This window comes from Butyrivibrio sp. AC2005, assembly GCF_000424145.1.
Taxonomy (GTDB): domain Bacteria; phylum Bacillota; class Clostridia; order Lachnospirales; family Lachnospiraceae; genus Butyrivibrio.
This window is the reverse complement of record NZ_AUJI01000015.1, coordinates 26,905-44,386: the sequence shown is the minus strand read 5'-3', so window position 1 is coordinate 44,386 and position 17,482 is coordinate 26,905. Positions and strand designations below refer to the sequence as shown.

Below are 17,482 nucleotides of genomic sequence, written 5' to 3'. Positions count from 1 at the left end.
AAAGATGCATTATACCAATGCCAAAAGTATTCTGTCAGGTAAAGGCGGATATTATGGGATGAACATATACCGGGGATGTACTCACGGCTGTATTTATTGTGACAGCAGGAGTAAATGCTATCAGTTCACACATTCCTTTGAAGACATTGAAGTGAAACAAAATGCCCCTGAACTTCTTGAAATGGCACTGAAATCAAAAAGAAAAAAGTGCATGATCGGAACAGGGTCTATGTCTGATCCATATATGCATTGTGAGAAGGAACTTCAGCTGACAAGGTGTTGCCTGGAAATAATATTGAAGTATGGTTTTGGTGTAGCAATCCAGACAAAATCAGATTTAATTCTTCGGGATATAGATTTGCTTTCAGAAATTAACCGTAATACAAAATGCGTTGTGCAGATAACTCTTACAACCTATGATGATGATCTGTGCGGAATAATTGAACCTAATGTCTGTAATACAAAACGGCGTATTGAGGTTTTGGAAATAATGCAGGAAAAAGGTATTCCAACAGTTGTATGGCTGACACCGATACTACCTTTTATCAATGATACAAAGGGAAATATAACCTCTATTTTAAATGAATGTGTAAGAACCGGTGTAAGGGGAATTATTGATTTTGGTATGGGACTTACGCTTAGGGAAGGTGACAGAGAATATTATTATGCAGCTCTTGATAGGTTTTTTCCGGGTATGAAAGAAAAATACATCAGGCAATATGGAAATGCATATGAGCTTCCAAGCCCTAATGCAAAAGAGTTGAGAGGGATATTTCAAAATATTTGTAAAGAAAACGGACTCTTATCAACGCCTGATGAATGCTTTGGATTTTTACAGGAAATGCCGGACAAATTTACCCAAATGAGTCTATTCGATTTGTAGTTATAGCTCAACCTATTACTATGTGTTTAAGTTATTAATTTTATATAAACTGGAAAAGATATAGTGAAATTATGATATACTTTTTATGGTTATCACAAATACGAAATATCATACTGTTTGCATTAAATCGGGGGAACAATTATGAAGAAGAAAATAATATCTGTAATTCTCACCTTATCAATAGTAATTTCAGGCTGTGCTGCAAATAGTAATACTACAGGCAGCAATAGTGCATCGACTGAGAACTCTACTACAACTGAAGAAAAAGCAGAAGAAAAATCTGAGGAACAAAAGGAAACAGAAGAAGCAGCAGCTGAGGCTGAAAATGCTTCAGATAATGCATCAGAAGAAACTGGTGAAGACTCAAAAGATACTCAGACAGAAACAGCTGAAGAAGAGACAGAAACAGATAAAGAAGAAAAAGAAAATGAAACTAAAGTGGAACAGGAGGAGAATCTCTCTGAAAACTCAGAAGAAGGCACAATTTTGAATGTTTCCCTTCTTGGTGATAAAGAAGAGATATATTATGATGAAAATCTTGTTCCAAGCATACCTGACTACAAAGTAAATGATGATTTTTCAAACGTAGTATACGACAAGAAATTTGATTATCTGTTTAATCCTGAAAATGAAAGCGAATATAATCCTGTCAAAGATTTCAGACAATCTCTTATTGATAATATGTTTGCGGTAAGAGATTCACAAAATGATGAATTTTTTGATGTATATGAGGACAACAGATATGAGTATTTTCCTAATTTCATAACAGTTGATTCTCTTATGCACACCTATCATCTTTACTTTTCATATCTTATGAAAAAAACAGAGACAAATTATCTTACGGATAAGCTTGCAGATCTAAGCGCATATATGCTTGAAAAATCTGCGGCGCAGTACGAAGAATTAAAAGGTACCGATTTTGAAAAAGCAGCACTTAATAATTTAATATTCTTCTATATTGGTTCTATTCTTCAGGATGATTCGGTAAAGGCTCCAATAGATAATAAGGAGCTTACAGAGACCGCAGAAGCTGAAGTTAATAAGATAATGAAAGCTGAAGGAATAGATGTTTGTTCTGTTTCCGGACAAAATGAGGATTATACCCAGTATAAACCCAGAGGCTACTATGAGGGTGATGAAAAGCTCGAAAAATATTTCCGTGCCATGATGTGGTATGGAAGAATTCCTTTTGAGCTTCAAGACGAAGATGCTGTAAGATGTGCATCTCTGATAACACTTGCTATCTCTGAAAAACCTGATGATTGGAAGAGTATATATGATATTACAAGCTTCTTTGCAGGAACTTCAGATGATCCCGGATACAGCATTTTTTCACAGATAATTGAGGATAGCTATGGTAAAATTCCTACCGCTTCTGAATTGGCAGCGGATGATTCCTTATTTGAAAAAGTAGTGGCATCTGCTAAAAAACTTGATCCTCCCAAAATTAATTCTATTCCGGTGGATGAAACAGAAGAAGCGGTTATTCCTTCCTATAGATTTATGGGACAGAGATTTACAGTAGATGCGGCTATCATGCAGAGACTTGTATACCGCTATGTTGATGAAAATGATAAGGGAGAAAAGAGATATCTTCCCGACACTTTGGATACGGCAGCAGCACTAGGCTCCGAGACTGCATTTTCAATACTTGAAGAGCAGGGAGACACAAACTATAAAAACTATACCGATAACCTCACTGTATTACAAAAAATCTTTGGTGGCGATGATCCTGCAATATGGAATGTCAGTCTTTATTCAGGATGGCTCAATACATTAAGACCGTTGTTTGAGAAAAAAGGCGATGGATATCCTTCATACATGAAATCAGATGAATGGGAAAAGAAGGATCTTGAAACCTTTGCCGGTTCTTATGCGGAATTAAAGCATGATACCATCCTTTATGCAAAGCAAGTAATGGCAGAGATGGGTGGACCCGGTGATGAAGAAATTCCGGATGACAGAGGATATGTAGATCCTGAACCTGTAATCTACAGCAGATTTGTATTTTTATCAAATAAGACAAAGGAAGGCTTAGATAGCTTTGGCATGATCGATTCCGATGATAAAAAGAACCTTGATCTGCTGTCAGAAATTGCAACAAGACTTATAGAGATTTCAGAAAAGGAACTTAAAAATGAATCCTTAAGTGATGACGATTATGAATTCATAAGAACTTATGGTGGAAACCTTGAACATTTCTGGCTCGAAGTTAATAAGGATAGTGAAGAATCAATATCCTACAGCTACCAGGCACCATGTCCTGTAGTAGCGGATATTGCTACGGATCCTAATGGAGAGGTCCTTGAGGTCGGATCAGGAAAGGCGGACAGAATTTATGTTGTATTCCCTATAGATGGGGAACTTCATGTTGGAAGTGGCAGCGTATATAGTTTCTATCAGTTTAAAGTTCCGATTTCAGAGAGAATGACTGATTCCGAGTGGAGAAATGTTCTCTCAGGAGGATATCTGGATGATGATTGGAACTGGGTTGAATCAGAAGGGGCACCGGATAAGCCACAATGGACAACAAGCTACCGGGTATTAAGTAAACAGTAAACAAAAATATGCCAAAAATATCAAAAACAAAATGGCTGCTGCTTATTATAGTGGCAGCCATTTCCATAATTCTGAATATAAATATTGTAAAAGCAGCTAAGTCTGATGAAACTGATCCTCCTTCCTGGATATCATGGCAGGAAAAGAAAATAAAATCAGATTCAGGTGTATCTTTTGTGCTGTCAAAAAAAAGATTAGTCATGAAAGATGGCAGTAATCATGATATGTGGGAGAGCAGTAAGGATTATCTTGTTCAGGACGTTTTAGTTTCTGATATAGACAGAAATGGAGATGAAGAAGTAATTCTTCTTTTATGGAAAATAGGAAGATATGGAAGGAAGAAACCTTTTTGGATAACAAGTGATGAAGAAGAGTATTCCCAACACATTTTCATATATGACATAAAGGATAAAGACCTTCAGGAAAAGTGGTGTGCTTCTGACATAGGCAGATTAGTCACAAGAATAAAGCTTATGGAAAAGGATAATGCTATTTTGCTTCAAGAGGATACCGATGGAAATTGCACACTTTGGGTTTGGGAATCCTTTGGGCTTAAAAACATAGATAACCAAGTCAAATTTATAGCTTTTGGAGACAATATTATTCATAAAAATATTTATGAATATGCAGATGCAAAGGAAGGTGGCACCTACAACTTTTTATATGAACCCTTTAAAAAAGAAATAGAATCTGCTGACATTGCTGCTATTGCGGCAGAGACAATTCTTGTTGATAAAAAGAAAGCAGTATCGGATTATCCAAGCTTTGGATCACCTATTGCTGTTGGAAAGGCAATAAAGGATGCCGGCTTTGATATAGCTGTTTGCGGGAATAATCATGCATTAGATAAAGGCATATATGGAATAGATGTAACAACAGATTTTTATAATGAAAACGGAATTATCTGCTTAGGCATACAAAACAGCAAAGATAAAGAATACAGACCTTATGAAATAATCAGTAAAAACGGAATCAGATTTGCACTGTTTTCCTACACCTATGGAACAAATGACATAGACGTATCTTTAAAATATCCATATGCTGTTCACTATTTACCAGGGACTGAAAATGAAAAGAAAAAGGTGATGGAGGATATAAAAAAGGCAAAGAAAGAAGCTGATTTTGTCGTTGTTTTTGTCCATTGGGGAGATGAGTATAAAAAGAAAATCAGTGATAAACAAAAGAAAATGGCGCAGCTTTTTTCGGATGCAAATGCAGATGTAGTTATAGGAACTCATCCTCATGTTGTTCAGGATACGGAAATAATTAACAGACAGAATGGAGAAAGTACCCTGGTATATTATTCACTGGGTAACTTCAGGGCTGATCAGGGAAGAAGTGCTGATACAAGAATTGGTGCAGAGGCAATATTTTTTGTAGAACACACCTACGATGGCATAAAGTTAAGGAGCCATGAGATAAAGGAAGTAAGTTCATATTGGCGAGATTAAGTGGGCAAAAAGGCGTATTTTCAGCTATAATAAAGATAGTCAGATTATAAAAATAAGCTGATACGGTATTCATTTTGCATGTATATAGTTTGAAAAAAGTACGAGGGGGATGCAATGAATAAGAAAAATAAAAACGGCTTGAAGTGGGTTCTGCTTGTAATTGTTCTGATTATAACAGCTTTTACAGTTTCGATGGTTGCCTGTGGCCTTTTTAAGGAAAAAAGCGGAGAGAAAGCAGCAGAAGAAAATAGCGGAGAATCCGAAGAAAGCATGTATGACACGTCAGCCTTTCCGGATACAGGAAATGAGCAAATCAGTTTGGATGGAATAATATCCGATGAAGCAACTATTGAATTCGATTTATCCGCTCTTCCGGACACAATTGAACCCTGCGGAATTTGCTATGCTGATGGATGTCTTTACATCACAGATTCTTATGCAAAAAGTGTATGGAAAATATCTGAGGATACGACTGAAGTATTTGCCGGGGCAGATAGTTCAAGAGATATATATGATAAGCCCCAGGGTGGTTACAATGATGCACCTGCCAATGAAGCATTGTTTAAGCTTCCCTGGTCAGTAGCGCCTTTTCTTAATGGGATAGCTGTAACCGATACTGAAAATAACGCAATAAGACTGATAAATGATAATAGGGTTGATACTGTCTATTCTGTAAATGGAACAGATGAATATAATTATCCTACAGGAATAGCATCTGATGGAGCAGGAAATCTTTTTGTTGCAGATACGCATTCGGATTCCATTAAGGTAGTTTCGGAAGATGGAACGGTGTCAACATTACTGGACGGATTGGATAGTCCAATGGGATTAAGCTATAATTCGGGATTCTTATACATAGCTGAGACCGGGAAAAATCGAATAATCAGGATTAGTACAGAAGATGTAAGTTCAAAAAAGAGCAGTGCTGATGTTGAGCTTGTAGCAGGAAGCGGTGAAGAGGGCTTTTCGGATGGAGTATATACTGATGCGACTTTTTCATCACCAAAGGGATTAACAGTCACTACTGATGGCAGTGTATTTGTTGCCGATACTGTAAACGGAGCAGTACGACTTGTAAAAGACGGACAGGTGAGCACACTTGAAATAAGGGATACAAGAATTCCGGAAGCAGAGCTGGTTTCACCGATAGGAATATGCATTCAGGGCAGAAGACTGTATATTTGCGATAATTTCGGAATGAAAATATATACAGCAGATTTTTGATATATGAAAAAGGAGAGGGGAAGTCATGGCAGATCAGCCAATACGAAGAAAAAAGAATATTGAAGATGGCGGAGCAGGTGTTCATAAGAGAGGAGAGGGACTTGGAGGAGGTCCTGTAGGTTCAAGTGACGGCTATTCCGGAAAGTCAGGCGGAAATGGTACTACCGGAGGAGGTGGACCGAAGAGAAGTGGAGGTATAAGTCCTCTTTCGATAATTGTGGTAATTGCAATTCTGCTGCTCGGAGGAGGCGGAGGGATTGGAAGCCTTATGGGAGGTTTCTCCGGAGATGACAGTTCATACACACAGCAAAATAACGGTGATTCCTTAAATCAGAATACTGCATCAAATCAGAACTCAGATATATCAAATACCTCAGGCAATCAGGGAACTGCAGGTACAGGTAGTCAGGGTGATATTCCGGGAATGGGGTCACTCCTTGGAACTCTGCTTGGCGGCGGGACCGGATACTATGGTCAGGCGAGCAGTGAATGGAGCGATACTCCAAATACAGGAGTGCTTAATAAGGAAGTTGCTGCCGGTTCAAGAGATAAAAGGACTCAGATAATTGGAGATGGTTCAGATAAAACCACTATTATGGTTTATATGTGCGGAACCGATCTTGAGTCAAAAAGTCAGATGGCCACCAGAGATCTTCAGGAGATGATGTCTGCTGATCTTAACGATAATATAAATATTATTGTTTATACCGGTGGGTGTAAGCAGTGGCAAAATAATGTAATTTCCAGTAAGACTAATCAGATTTATCAGGTGAAAAAGGGAGGACTTGCACTTTTAAGGGATAACCTTGGTGAGACTCCCATGACAAAGCCTGAGAATCTTTCGGAATTTATCAAGTGGACAGCAAATAATTTTCCTGCTAACAGATATGATCTGATTTTTTGGGATCATGGTGGCGGATCCGTAAGCGGCTACGGATATGATGAAAAATTTGCAAGAGAAGGATCAATGGATCTTTCTGAAATAAATAAAGCCCTTAAGGATAGTGGAATAAGCTATGACTTTATAGGTTTTGATGCATGCCTGATGGCTACAGTGGAAACAGCTCTGGTTGCTGCTAATTATGCAGATTATATGATAGCTTCCGAGGAAACTGAGCCTGGTGTGGGCTGGTTCTATACAGACTGGCTAAATGCATACTCCAAGAATCCTTCGATGGAAACCCCTGAGCTTGCTAAAATGATCATTGATACCTACACGGATGTATGTGCAAGAACCTGCAGAGGACAAAAGACTACACTTTCACTTGTTGATCTTGCAGAGATTCAGAATACTGTGCCTGCAGAGCTTAAGTCTTTTGCAACGGATACATCTGAAAAGATTTCCGAAAAGGATTATAAGACAGTTGCAAACGCAAGATCAGAGGCCAGAGAATTTGCAGCTTCATCCAAAATAGATCAGGTTGACCTGATTCATCTTGCTACAAATATGAGAACTGATGATGGAAAAGAGCTTGCAGAGGCTTTAAAGGGGTGCGTTAAATACAATAAAATCAGTCAGAATATGACAAATGCATATGGACTTTCCATATACTTCCCGTATAAAAAGACTTCCAAAGTTGACAATATGGTAAGCACATATGAAGCAATCGGGATGGATGACAGCTATACGGACTGCATTCAGAAATTTGCTTCAATGGAGGTTGCAGGACAGGTTGCTTCGGGTGGAACAATGTCACCTGCCGGAAGCTTATTCGGAGATACGGGAAGTTCAGGTCAGACAATATCAGGATCTGATGTTTTGGTACAGCTTCTTGGAACTATGATGTCCAGTGGAGTAACCGGAGTTTCCGGCCTGGATGCATCCAATTCTTCTTTCTTTGGAAAAGGAATTGATGCTCAGACAATGGCTGATTATGTATCAGAGAACAGCTTTGACATGTCCAATCTCATGTGGACAACCAATGCAGAAGGCGCTGATGTTATTCAGATGTCTTCTGATCAGTGGGACCTAATTCAGGATCTGGATGTAAACTTGTTTTATGATGATGGCACAGGCTATATTGATCTGGGACTTGATAATTCTTACGATATAGATAGTGATGGAAATCCTGTTGCACCTTCAGACAGGACATGGATTTCTATTAATGGGCAGCCTGTGGCATACTATAGAATAGATACTCAGGGTGATTCCGAAAGCTATGCAATAATGGGAAGAGTTCCCTGTGACATAAATGGTGTCAGAGCCAACCTTATTCTGGTATTTGATTCAGAAAATGAGAATGGATACGTAGCAGGTGTATGCTATGATTATGTTGAAGGTGAGACAGATACCGTCGCTAAAAATCTTACAGAGCTTCAGGATGGTGATAAGATAGATTTCTTATGTGATTTCTATGATTATAGTCAGAAGTTTCAGGATAAATATCACCTTGGTGAGACAATGACTCTGGACGGAAAAATGGAGGATATGCATATTTCCAATACTTCTGTAGGAGACGGAAAAGTGCTTATTACTTTCAAATTCACAGATATTTATGGGCAGGAATATTGGACACCTGCCAGGGAGTATTAAACCTTAATGGGAAATTATATTGTTTTTGATTTGGAATGGAATCAGGGTAAGACTGTAAAAGAGAAAAACGGAAAAGCTCTCCCCTTTGAAATAATCGAAATCGGGGCAGTCCGTCTTGATGAAAACAGGAACAGAACAGGAGAATTCAGTCGGCTTGTGCGTCCTCAGGTTTATAAGAAGATGCACAAGATAACAGAGGATTTGATTCACATCTCTATGGATGATTTACAGAGCGGTGATGATTTTATAACGGTGATCACTGATTTCCTTAAATGGTGTGGTGAGGAACCTACCTTTTGTACATGGGGACCATTGGACCTTACCGAGCTGCAAAGGAATATGGACTTTTATGATATACCTCTCCTGTCAGACAGACCTCTTCCTTTTTACGATGTACAGAAATTATTCAGTATTCAGTATGAAGACGGTAAAATGAGAAGGTCTTTGGAGCATGCTACAGAGAGTCTTGGAATGAACAAGGACTCAGTTTTTCACAGAGCTTTATCAGATGCGGATTATACAGCAAGAATTTTTTGCGAACTGAGCCGTAAGGTTTTCTACAATTACTCTTTTGACAATTATGTAACTCCTAAGACAAAGGATCAGGAAGTACATATTATTTTTGAACATTATGCAAAGTATATTTCCAGGGAGTTCAGGACAAAGGAAGAATTACTCTCAGACCCTGAAGTAATGGGAACAAAATGTTACCTTTGCAATAAACCAATAAAGAGGAAGGTAAAATGGTTTTCAAATAACGGAAAACATTTCTATAGTGTTTCCCTGTGTAAAGAGCATGGATTCATGAAAGCAAAGGTCAGACTTAAGAAAGCAGAGAGCCAAAAGTATTATGCTGTAAAAACACTCAAATTTATCTCTGATAAAGAGATGGAGGAAATGAAAGCTAAATCAGAAAAAAAGAGCTTTAACAGGCTCGGTGATCATAAGAAAAAGCGGACTGAATGATGATCAGCCCGCTTTTTTTTAACGTATTTTATAATCTTGGTCCGCTTCTTTTCTTTGCTTCTTTTTTTCGTCTGTTAAGTCTCTTTCTGTCTTCTCTGCTTACCCCGGTACTATATGCACCTATGAGCGAGGTAAGATAGATTATGAATATCAATGCACCTCCTGCAATAGATAACACTATTAATATGAGCTTGATATTTATATATATCATTTTATCCGATATGTCTGAAGCATTATCAAGTGATACGGAAGAGTTTTGGGATATGATAACATGTCCCGAACCAACCGGAACGCCATTGAAGGAATAATTTATGGTGGCAATATGTCCGGTATTTTCCGAATCCTCATCATATGAGACTGTGGAGGTTGTATCAGACAGGGATGCGTTTACAGGTAGTATTGCATAATCTGACTTGGAAAACTCCAAAAATGAACTCTGTGATGAAAAAATATCCTTATCAGAAGAAAAGAAGGAGTTATCCTTCGGAATGTATCCTGTTTCTTCACTCTTTATATTTACTGTTTTAAAATTATTGAATCCATAATCAAAAAGAGTGACAGTATCTGTAAACTGAGCCGGGGATTCCTCCATAAATACGACGCAAACCAGCTTCATGCCTCCTCTTTCTGCGCAGGTTACAAGGGTTTCTCTTGCAAGATCGGTATATCCTGTCTTTCCTCCGATTATTCCTTCATAAGGGATTTCACCTGTGATAAGCTTATGCTTATTATTTAAATAAAAGTCATCCGGCTGACCTGCACTTGGCTCAAAATGATATCGTGGTGTATTTCCCACTCTGCATAGTAGTTCATTTGAGAAAAACTCGGAAGCAATCAGAGCAAGATCATATGCGCTGGTATAGTGATTTGAGTCTTGAAGTCCGTTAGCATTGGCAAAGTGAGTATTGGTACAACCAAGAGACTGCGCTTTTTCATTCATTAAATCTATAAAGGCATCTATTGAACCGCTTACATGCTCAGCGACTGCGTTTGAAACTTCATTGGCACTTCCGACCATGATACCGTAGAGACATTCTTCAAGGGAGAGATATTCACCAGCATCCATACCGATTTTGGAACCATCTGCAGGCACTGAATGAATTGCATCATATGAGAAATCAACTCTGTCATCAAGACTTGCATTTTCAACTGCCAAAAGACAGGTCATTATCTTTGTGGTACTTGCAGGATATAATTCCTCATGTATGTTCTTTTCATATAGGATGGTTCCTGTATTAACGTCCATAAGAATAGCAGCTTCTGCACCAATCTGCGGACCCTCGGGCCATCCTGGTATCTCATTACTCTGTATTGGAAGCTCTTTTCTTGAGGCTGCTGCACTTTCCATGTCAGTCTCTGCATGGCATAAAACAGAAGTAGTCGATAAAATAGCAATAATTGAGAATATGAAAGCTGCTCTGTTCAATTTTTCCACAAAATATCTGTGTTTCATAAAAAACTCCTTATAGCAACATTCTGCTAATTTATGATACACTAAAAGTATATAAAACCAAAGACAAAGCTGCAAAATCTTTTCAATAAGTGGCTATTGGTGTACAATTAATTTATACATTGAAAGGTAATGATTTATATATGCGGCTTAGAAATATTGCCGGGGCCAGAGAGAGGATTGCAGAGAGCTCCTTCACAATTGATAATCCCGAGGAAAATAAGGGAAAATGGAAGGATGTTTTCGGAAATGACAATCCCATCAGAATAGAGGTTGGAACCGGAAAAGGAAGATTTATTATGGATATGGCGGCAGTCAATCCGGATGTAAATTACGTTGGAATCGAGAAATACTCAAGCGTTCTTTTAAGGGCTGTGCAGAAGCAGACAGAGCTTGAACTGACTAATGTCAGATTTATTCGAATGGAAGCTGAGATAATAACGGAGGTGTTTGAAAAGGAAGAGGTAGACAGAATATATCTCAATTTTTCAGATCCATGGCCAAAGGAGAGACATGCTCAGAGAAGGCTGACATCCAGCAGTTTTCTTAACAGATATGATCAGATACTAAAAAAAGACGGGCAGTTGGAATTTAAGACAGACAACAGGGACCTTTTTGATTTTTCATTAATGGAGCTTAATACTGCAGGATGGCATGCAGAAGCTGTTACCTATGATCTTCATAATGATTCATCCATGAATGAAGGTAATATTATGACTGAATATGAGGAGAAGTTTTCCGCTAAGGGAAATCCAATCTTCAAATATATTATTAAGCGGTAGGGTTTTACATTAATTTAAGCAAAGCGATATTTCTTATCGCGGAAAGAGGTGGACAATGGCTGAGTACACATTTACAACAGACAACTTTGAGGAAGAAGTTCTCAACAGTAAGCTTCCGGTTCTTATCGATTTTATGGCTGACTGGTGTGGACCTTGCAAGATGATGGCTCCTATGATTGACGAGTTTGCCAAGGAGTACGACGGAGAGCTTAAGGTTGGCAAAATAAACGTGGATGAACAGCCTGAGATTGCTCAGAAATATGGTGTTATGTCCATTCCTATGTTTGCTTTTATTAAGGACGGAGAGCTGGTCGATCAGGCTGTCGGAGCTCAGAGTAAGTCAAAGCTGCAGAGCATGATCGACAAGGTTGTTTCATGATTTTTATTAAATCTGAATATGTGATAATATAGAGTTCGGGTAGGCTGCTTGTCTGCCCGAGCTATTTTTATTTAAAAGAATTGGTTATTTATTTGGGGGAGATGTTGACCAAGGGATTTCCCGGAGGAGAAGTCATGTCGGACAATATCAGAAATTTTAACGACTACAGAAAAAAAGTAAAAACAGATGAACAGGCTACAGAAGAGATAAATATAGAAATCCAGGATCCGCTTGATTTTCTAAGTGCGGATGAGAGGGAAGAGTATTACAGAACTCAGCATGAGGCAATGGACAGAGAAAGAGAAATGCTTAGCGAGGACTCGGATGAGTTTTACCTTGATGAGGATTTTCATGTAGAAGAGCCTGCATTGGATGAGGATGAAGACAAAAAAGAGGAGCCTAAGCCTCTGATCAGGGAGAGAAGACGTCCTGAGCCTAAAAGAGAAAATAAAAAGTCTAAAAAAGAAAAGCAAAAACCTATAAGGAAAAAGCATCGTAAGGAAGTAGTTAAAGAAAAAAAGAGGAAAGTATCTGCTGAAGATGATTATGATGAGGAAGAGAACGAAATTATTCCTCTTATAATAGTAAGGATTTCTTCTATTATTACAGGAATCATCATTTTGGTGCTTATCGGAATGATATTAAAGTCCAAGGTTTATGACAGATATTTAAAGCCTGAACCGGATGAAGAGGTGCAGACAGAAACAGTTGTGGGTGAACTTGCAGGCTATACAAGGACCGATGATAAAATTGTTACCACAGCTGATCTTAACTTAAGAAATACACCAAGTACTGCCAGTGATGATTTTATAGTTGTTCAGGTGCCAAAAGGAACAGTACTTGACAGAGTATGTGTCAGTGACGATGGCGAATGGGCACAGATAAAATATGAGGATCAGCTTTTATTCTGCGTGATGAAGTATGCTACGGTTCAGGAGTAGAAATTATGAATCCATGAACAGAAGGCATCAAGAGCATCGGAAATATCATCGTTTTGAGCACATAAAGAATTTATTTTCGTAAATATTTCCTCAGAGGTGGTTTTGCTATTAAGAGCTTCTGAAAGCTTCTTTGCATTTTCTGTCTCCAGGGCATTTACATCCATATGAATAAGTATATCCTCATAGAGTTGTTCAACGCTTGTGAACAGATGGGGATATTTTTTGTGAATGTAGGATAATTCATACAGGCTACCCTCTCTGTTTTGTAACAAAAAGAGGGTATAAACGGGCTCAAAGATCTCACGGGGTTCAATTTCTTCCATATAAGATCCATCCTCGTAGTCAAGCCCCGATGCATAGTACTCACAAACTTCCTGGACAAGAGGACTTACGTGTGAGTCATCATAAAGTTTTTGTAATTCAAGTGTAAATGATTCTTTCATAATTAATAATGATACAACAACGAGGGACGATATGCGAATAGGAATTTTTGATTCCGGTATAGGCGGATTATCTGTTTTAAATGAGGCTTATCACAGATTTCCGGATCAGGAATATATTTTTTATGCGGATATAAAGCATGTACCATATGGAACGAAGTCAGAAACAGAGATTTTGGGATTCGTTGATGAGATTGTAAATTTTCTTATAGAAAAGAAGGTCGATGCAATAGTAATAGCATGTAATACAGCTACAAGTGTTGCTGTGGCAAAGATGAGAGAAAAGTATGATCTTCCTATTTTAGGTATGGAACCGGCAGTAAAACCTGCCATAGAGGAGCCATGTGATGAAAACAAAAGGGTTCTTGTTATGGCAACACCGGTCACAATCAGAGAAAAAAAGCTTGCCAGACTTCTCACAAGAGTTGATATACAGCATCGGGCAGATCTTTTGGAGATGCCTGAGCTTGTACGTTATGCAGAGAGAGAAGAATATGACAGCGATGACGTAAAAAAATATATAAGTGAAAGATTTAAAACCTTTGATGTAACAGAAGATAAATACAGTTCTCTTGTTCTTGGGTGCACACATTTCAATTATTTTAAGCCTATGTACAGAGAGATTCTTGGAGAGAAGATACACCTAATAGATGGAAACTATGGAACAGTTCATCACCTGGGAGAAGTCCTTGGGCTTCAGATGAAAAATGAACCCGATAGTGGTATAAGATTTGATGAACCACAAGATATTGTGGTTGGATTCAAGACCGCATACTACGAGTCAGGAGACGAAATAACGGATAACATAAGGTTGTCAAAATACCTTAGAATGCTGAACAGGCTTGAATTTGTAAGAAATTATAGATAACGATAAATTGTTACTTGATTTATACAATATAATGTATTATAGTTTATATATAGCCACAAGATATAGTTTCGGGTGGCTATTATTTTTCTAAAAAAATAAATTTGTGAAGATATTTCCAGGGGGTTAACCAGTGAAGATTATTAAGAGAAGCGGAAAAGAAGTTACTTTTGATGGCACAAAGATTTTAGCAGCCATCGAGAAGGCAAATAAAGAAGTGACTCCGGAGCAGAGCTTGTCTGAAGATCAGATCAAAAGCATTGGTGCTAAGGTAGAAGAGAAATGCGGAAAGCTTACCAGAGCAGCAAATGTAGAAGAAATCCAGGACATGGTTGAGGATGGCCTCATGGAGTCCGGGAAGTTTGAGGTTGCCCGTAAATATATAACCTATCGTTATCGCCATGCGCTTGTTCGTAAATCCAATACTACAGATGAGCAGATTATGTCTCTTATTGAGTGCAGTAACGAGGAGGTTAAGCAGGAAAATTCCAATAAGAATCCCACAGTTAACAGCGTTCAGAGAGATTATATGGCAGGGGAAGTGAGCCGTGATATCACACGTAGATTCCTTCTTCCTGAGGATGTTGTTAAGGCTCATAAGGATGGAATTATTCATTTCCACGATTCCGATTATTTTGCACAGCACATGCACAACTGCTGTCTAGTGAATCTTGAGGATATGCTTCAGAACGGAACAGTTATTTCGGAGACTATGATCGAGCGTCCCAAGAGCTTTTCAACAGCCTGCAATATCGCTACACAGGCAATTGCCCAGATAGCAAGTTCTCAGTATGGGGGACAGAGTATAACTCTTTCACATCTTGTTCCTTTTGTTGATGTAAGCAGACAGAAGTTTAGAAGAGAAGTTCGTCAGGAATTCATAGATGCAAATATGGAAGCAACAGATGAGCAGATCAGGGAAATTGCTGAGATGCGCGTTCGCAAGGAAATCGAGCGTGGTGTTCAGGTTATTCAGTATCAGGTCATCACATTAATGACAACTAACGGACAGGCTCCTTTCATTACTGTATTTATGTATCTGGATGAGGTTCCTGAGGGACAGCTTAGAGATGATCTTGCTCTTGTTATTGAAGAGATGCTTAAGCAGAGAATTGTCGGTGTTAAGAACGAGAAAGGTGTTTACATAACTCCTGCATTCCCTAAGCTTATATATGTTCTTGATGAAGATAACATCAAGGAAGGAACACGTTACTGGTATCTCACTCAGCTGGCTGCAAAATGTACCGCTAAGAGAATGGTTCCTGATTATATTTCAGCTAAAAAGATGAAGGAATACAAATCAGGTGATGTTTATCCCTGCATGGGTTGCAGAAGCTTCCTTACTGTTGACAGCGAAGATAATGCTGAGGGACTTTGCAACAAGGGTAATATATCCAAGGCTCAGAACTATGCAGAGGGAGAGCACAAATATTACGGACGTTTCAACCAGGGTGTTGTTACAATAAATCTTGTTGATGCTGCCTGCTCTTCAGGCGGAGACGAGGAGAAGTTCTGGGAAATTATGGAGGAACGCACAGAGCTTTGTAAAAAGGCATTAATGTGCAGACATAATCGTCTTCTTGGAACACCTTCAGATGTTGCACCTATTCTTTGGCAGAATGGTGCGCTTGCAAGGCTTAAAAAGGGTGAGACAATTGATGCACTCCTTTACGGAAACTATTCAACAATTTCTCTTGGATATGCGGGACTTTGTGAGTGTACAAAATTCATGAAGGGTGTTACACATACTGATCCCGATGGTAAGGACTTTGCTCTTCGTGTTATGCAGTTCATGAATGATAAGTGTGCGAAGTGGAGAAAGGAAACCAATATTTCCTTTAGTTTATACGGAACTCCTCTTGAGTCCACAACCTACAAATTTGCAAGAGCACTTCAGAAGCGTTTTGGAATAATTGATGGCGTAACTGATAAGAATTACATTACTAACAGTTATCATGTCCATGTAACTGAGAAGATTGATGCATTTACAAAGCTTAAGTTTGAATCTGAATTCCAGGCCCTTTCACCGGGTGGTGCGATAAGCTATGTTGAAGTTCCGAATATGAATAACAATATAGAGGCAGTTCTTTCTGTAATGCAGTATATTTATGAAAATATTATGTATGCAGAGCTCAATACAAAGAGCGATTACTGCCAGTGCTGCGGTTACAACGGAGAGATTCAGATAGAGAATGACGTTGATGGCAAGCTGATCTGGAAATGCCCTAACTGCGGTAACACTGATCAGTCAAAGATGAATGTTGCAAGACGTACATGCGGCTATATCGGAACTCAGTACTGGAATCAGGGTAGAACACAGGAAATAAAAGAAAGAGTATTACACCTTTGATATTTGGGAGGATTGAAAAGGTAGAAATATAGTGGGGAGGAGCTATCTGAAAGGTAGCTCCTTTTTGACCATTTGTAAAGAATCCTAAAGAGGAAATGATAATGAATTATGCGGAAATAAAAACGACAGATATAGCAAATGGAACAGGGGTTAGAACTTCATTATTTGTGTCCGGGTGTACTCATCACTGTAAAGGGTGCTTTAATGAAGAAACATGGGACTTTAATTTTGGCAGTCCTTTTACTGAAGATATTCAGGACATGATAATAGAATCTCTTAAGCCTGATTATGTAACCGGACTTACAATCCTTGGGGGAGAGCCTATGGAAATAATTAATCAGAAGGCTTTGAGACCATTTATTGAGAGAGTAAAGAAAGAGCTTCCTGATAAAACTATATGGATTTATTCCGGGTATTTATGGGAAGAACTTAATGATAAGAACAACAAAAGATGTCATAGCGATGACACTGATTTTATTCTTTCAATGATTGATGTTCTTGTCGATGGTGAATTTAAAATAGATCTTAAAAATATTTCATTAAGATTCAGAGGTTCTTCCAACCAGAGAGTAATAGATGTTCCTGCCACAAGAGAAAGCGGAGCAGTGGTTCTTAGTAAATATGGAGAATAAAAGCAACGGGTCGTGTTTATTGATTTA

At 38.5% G+C, this 17,482-nt stretch carries 14 protein-coding genes; 12 read left to right on the top strand and 2 right to left on the bottom strand.

The features are described 5' to 3' along the window. The first annotated feature begins 4 nt into the window (after positions 1-4). The 6 genes from G602_RS0105475 (at position 5) to G602_RS0105450 (ending at position 9,616) form a co-directional block, all read left to right on the top strand. Positions 5-883 carry an SPL family radical SAM protein gene (locus tag G602_RS0105475; RefSeq protein ID WP_026658063.1) on the top strand — a complete coding sequence of 293 codons (879 nt, stop codon included), beginning with the start codon at positions 5-7 and terminating at the stop codon, positions 881-883. A gap of 141 nt (positions 884-1,024) precedes the next feature. Then, positions 1,025-3,442 carry a DUF3160 domain-containing protein gene (locus tag G602_RS25365; RefSeq protein ID WP_049945074.1) on the top strand — a complete coding sequence of 806 codons (2,418 nt, stop codon included), beginning with the start codon at positions 1,025-1,027 and terminating at the stop codon, positions 3,440-3,442. Between the two features lie 8 nt (positions 3,443-3,450). Next, complete coding sequence (locus G602_RS28620) at positions 3,451-4,893, top strand: CapA family protein (protein ID WP_049945073.1); 1,443 nt, start codon at positions 3,451-3,453, stop codon at positions 4,891-4,893. Positions 4,894-5,007: 114 nt separating this feature from the next. Then, entirely contained in the window at positions 5,008-6,117 is a 1,110-nt protein-coding gene (locus tag G602_RS0105460; RefSeq protein ID WP_026658062.1) for a hypothetical protein, read from the top strand. A gap of 25 nt (positions 6,118-6,142) precedes the next feature. Continuing rightward, the gene (locus tag G602_RS0105455) at positions 6,143-8,650 is read left to right on the top strand and encodes a clostripain-related cysteine peptidase (protein WP_026658061.1); all 2,508 of its coding nucleotides are present in this window, start codon (positions 6,143-6,145) and stop codon (positions 8,648-8,650) included. 6 nt (positions 8,651-8,656) lie between these two features. Then, on the top strand, positions 8,657-9,616 hold the full coding sequence (locus tag G602_RS0105450; RefSeq protein WP_026658060.1) for a 3'-5' exonuclease: 960 nt from the start codon (positions 8,657-8,659) through the stop codon (positions 9,614-9,616). Between the two features lie 28 nt (positions 9,617-9,644). Here G602_RS0105450 and G602_RS0105445 read toward each other — a convergent pair whose 3' ends face one another. Beyond that, positions 9,645-11,069: a D-alanyl-D-alanine carboxypeptidase family protein gene (locus G602_RS0105445; RefSeq protein WP_044931179.1), complete on the bottom strand. Its 1,425-nt coding sequence runs from the start codon at positions 11,067-11,069 to the stop codon at positions 9,645-9,647. 140 nt (positions 11,070-11,209) lie between these two features. Between G602_RS0105445 and trmB the strand changes: the two genes are divergently transcribed. The 3 genes from trmB to G602_RS25355 all read left to right on the top strand — a co-directional run bounded on the left by trmB (position 11,210) and on the right by G602_RS25355 (position 13,168). Beyond that, positions 11,210-11,848, top strand: a complete 639-nt coding sequence (gene trmB, locus G602_RS0105440; RefSeq protein ID WP_026658058.1) for a tRNA (guanosine(46)-N7)-methyltransferase TrmB — start codon at positions 11,210-11,212, stop codon at positions 11,846-11,848. Positions 11,849-11,903: 55 nt separating this feature from the next. After that, complete coding sequence (gene trxA, locus G602_RS0105435; RefSeq protein WP_026658057.1) at positions 11,904-12,227, top strand: thioredoxin; 324 nt, start codon at positions 11,904-11,906, stop codon at positions 12,225-12,227. Between the two features lie 134 nt (positions 12,228-12,361). Further along, on the top strand, positions 12,362-13,168 hold the full coding sequence (locus tag G602_RS25355; RefSeq protein WP_044931177.1) for an SH3 domain-containing protein: 807 nt from the start codon (positions 12,362-12,364) through the stop codon (positions 13,166-13,168). On the opposite strand, the gene G602_RS0105425 is transcribed toward G602_RS25355, so the two are convergent. Beyond that, a complete protein-coding gene (locus tag G602_RS0105425) occupies positions 13,159-13,611 on the bottom strand; it encodes a hypothetical protein (protein WP_155829699.1) in 453 nt (150 codons plus the stop codon). The genes G602_RS25355 and G602_RS0105425 overlap by 10 nt on opposite strands. Before the next feature lie 31 nt (positions 13,612-13,642). On the opposite strand from G602_RS0105425, the gene murI reads away from it, so the two are divergent. The 3 genes from murI (at position 13,643) to nrdG (ending at position 17,455) form a co-directional block, all read left to right on the top strand. Beyond that, positions 13,643-14,476 carry a glutamate racemase gene (gene murI, locus G602_RS0105420; protein WP_026658054.1) on the top strand — a complete coding sequence of 278 codons (834 nt, stop codon included), beginning with the start codon at positions 13,643-13,645 and terminating at the stop codon, positions 14,474-14,476. Between the two features lie 130 nt (positions 14,477-14,606). Then, the gene (nrdD, locus tag G602_RS0105415; protein WP_026658052.1) at positions 14,607-16,823 is read left to right on the top strand and encodes an anaerobic ribonucleoside-triphosphate reductase; all 2,217 of its coding nucleotides are present in this window, start codon (positions 14,607-14,609) and stop codon (positions 16,821-16,823) included. 101 nt (positions 16,824-16,924) lie between these two features. After that, a complete protein-coding gene (gene nrdG / locus G602_RS0105410; protein ID WP_026658050.1) occupies positions 16,925-17,455 on the top strand; it encodes an anaerobic ribonucleoside-triphosphate reductase activating protein in 531 nt (176 codons plus the stop codon). Positions 17,456-17,482: the final 27 nt, after the last annotated feature.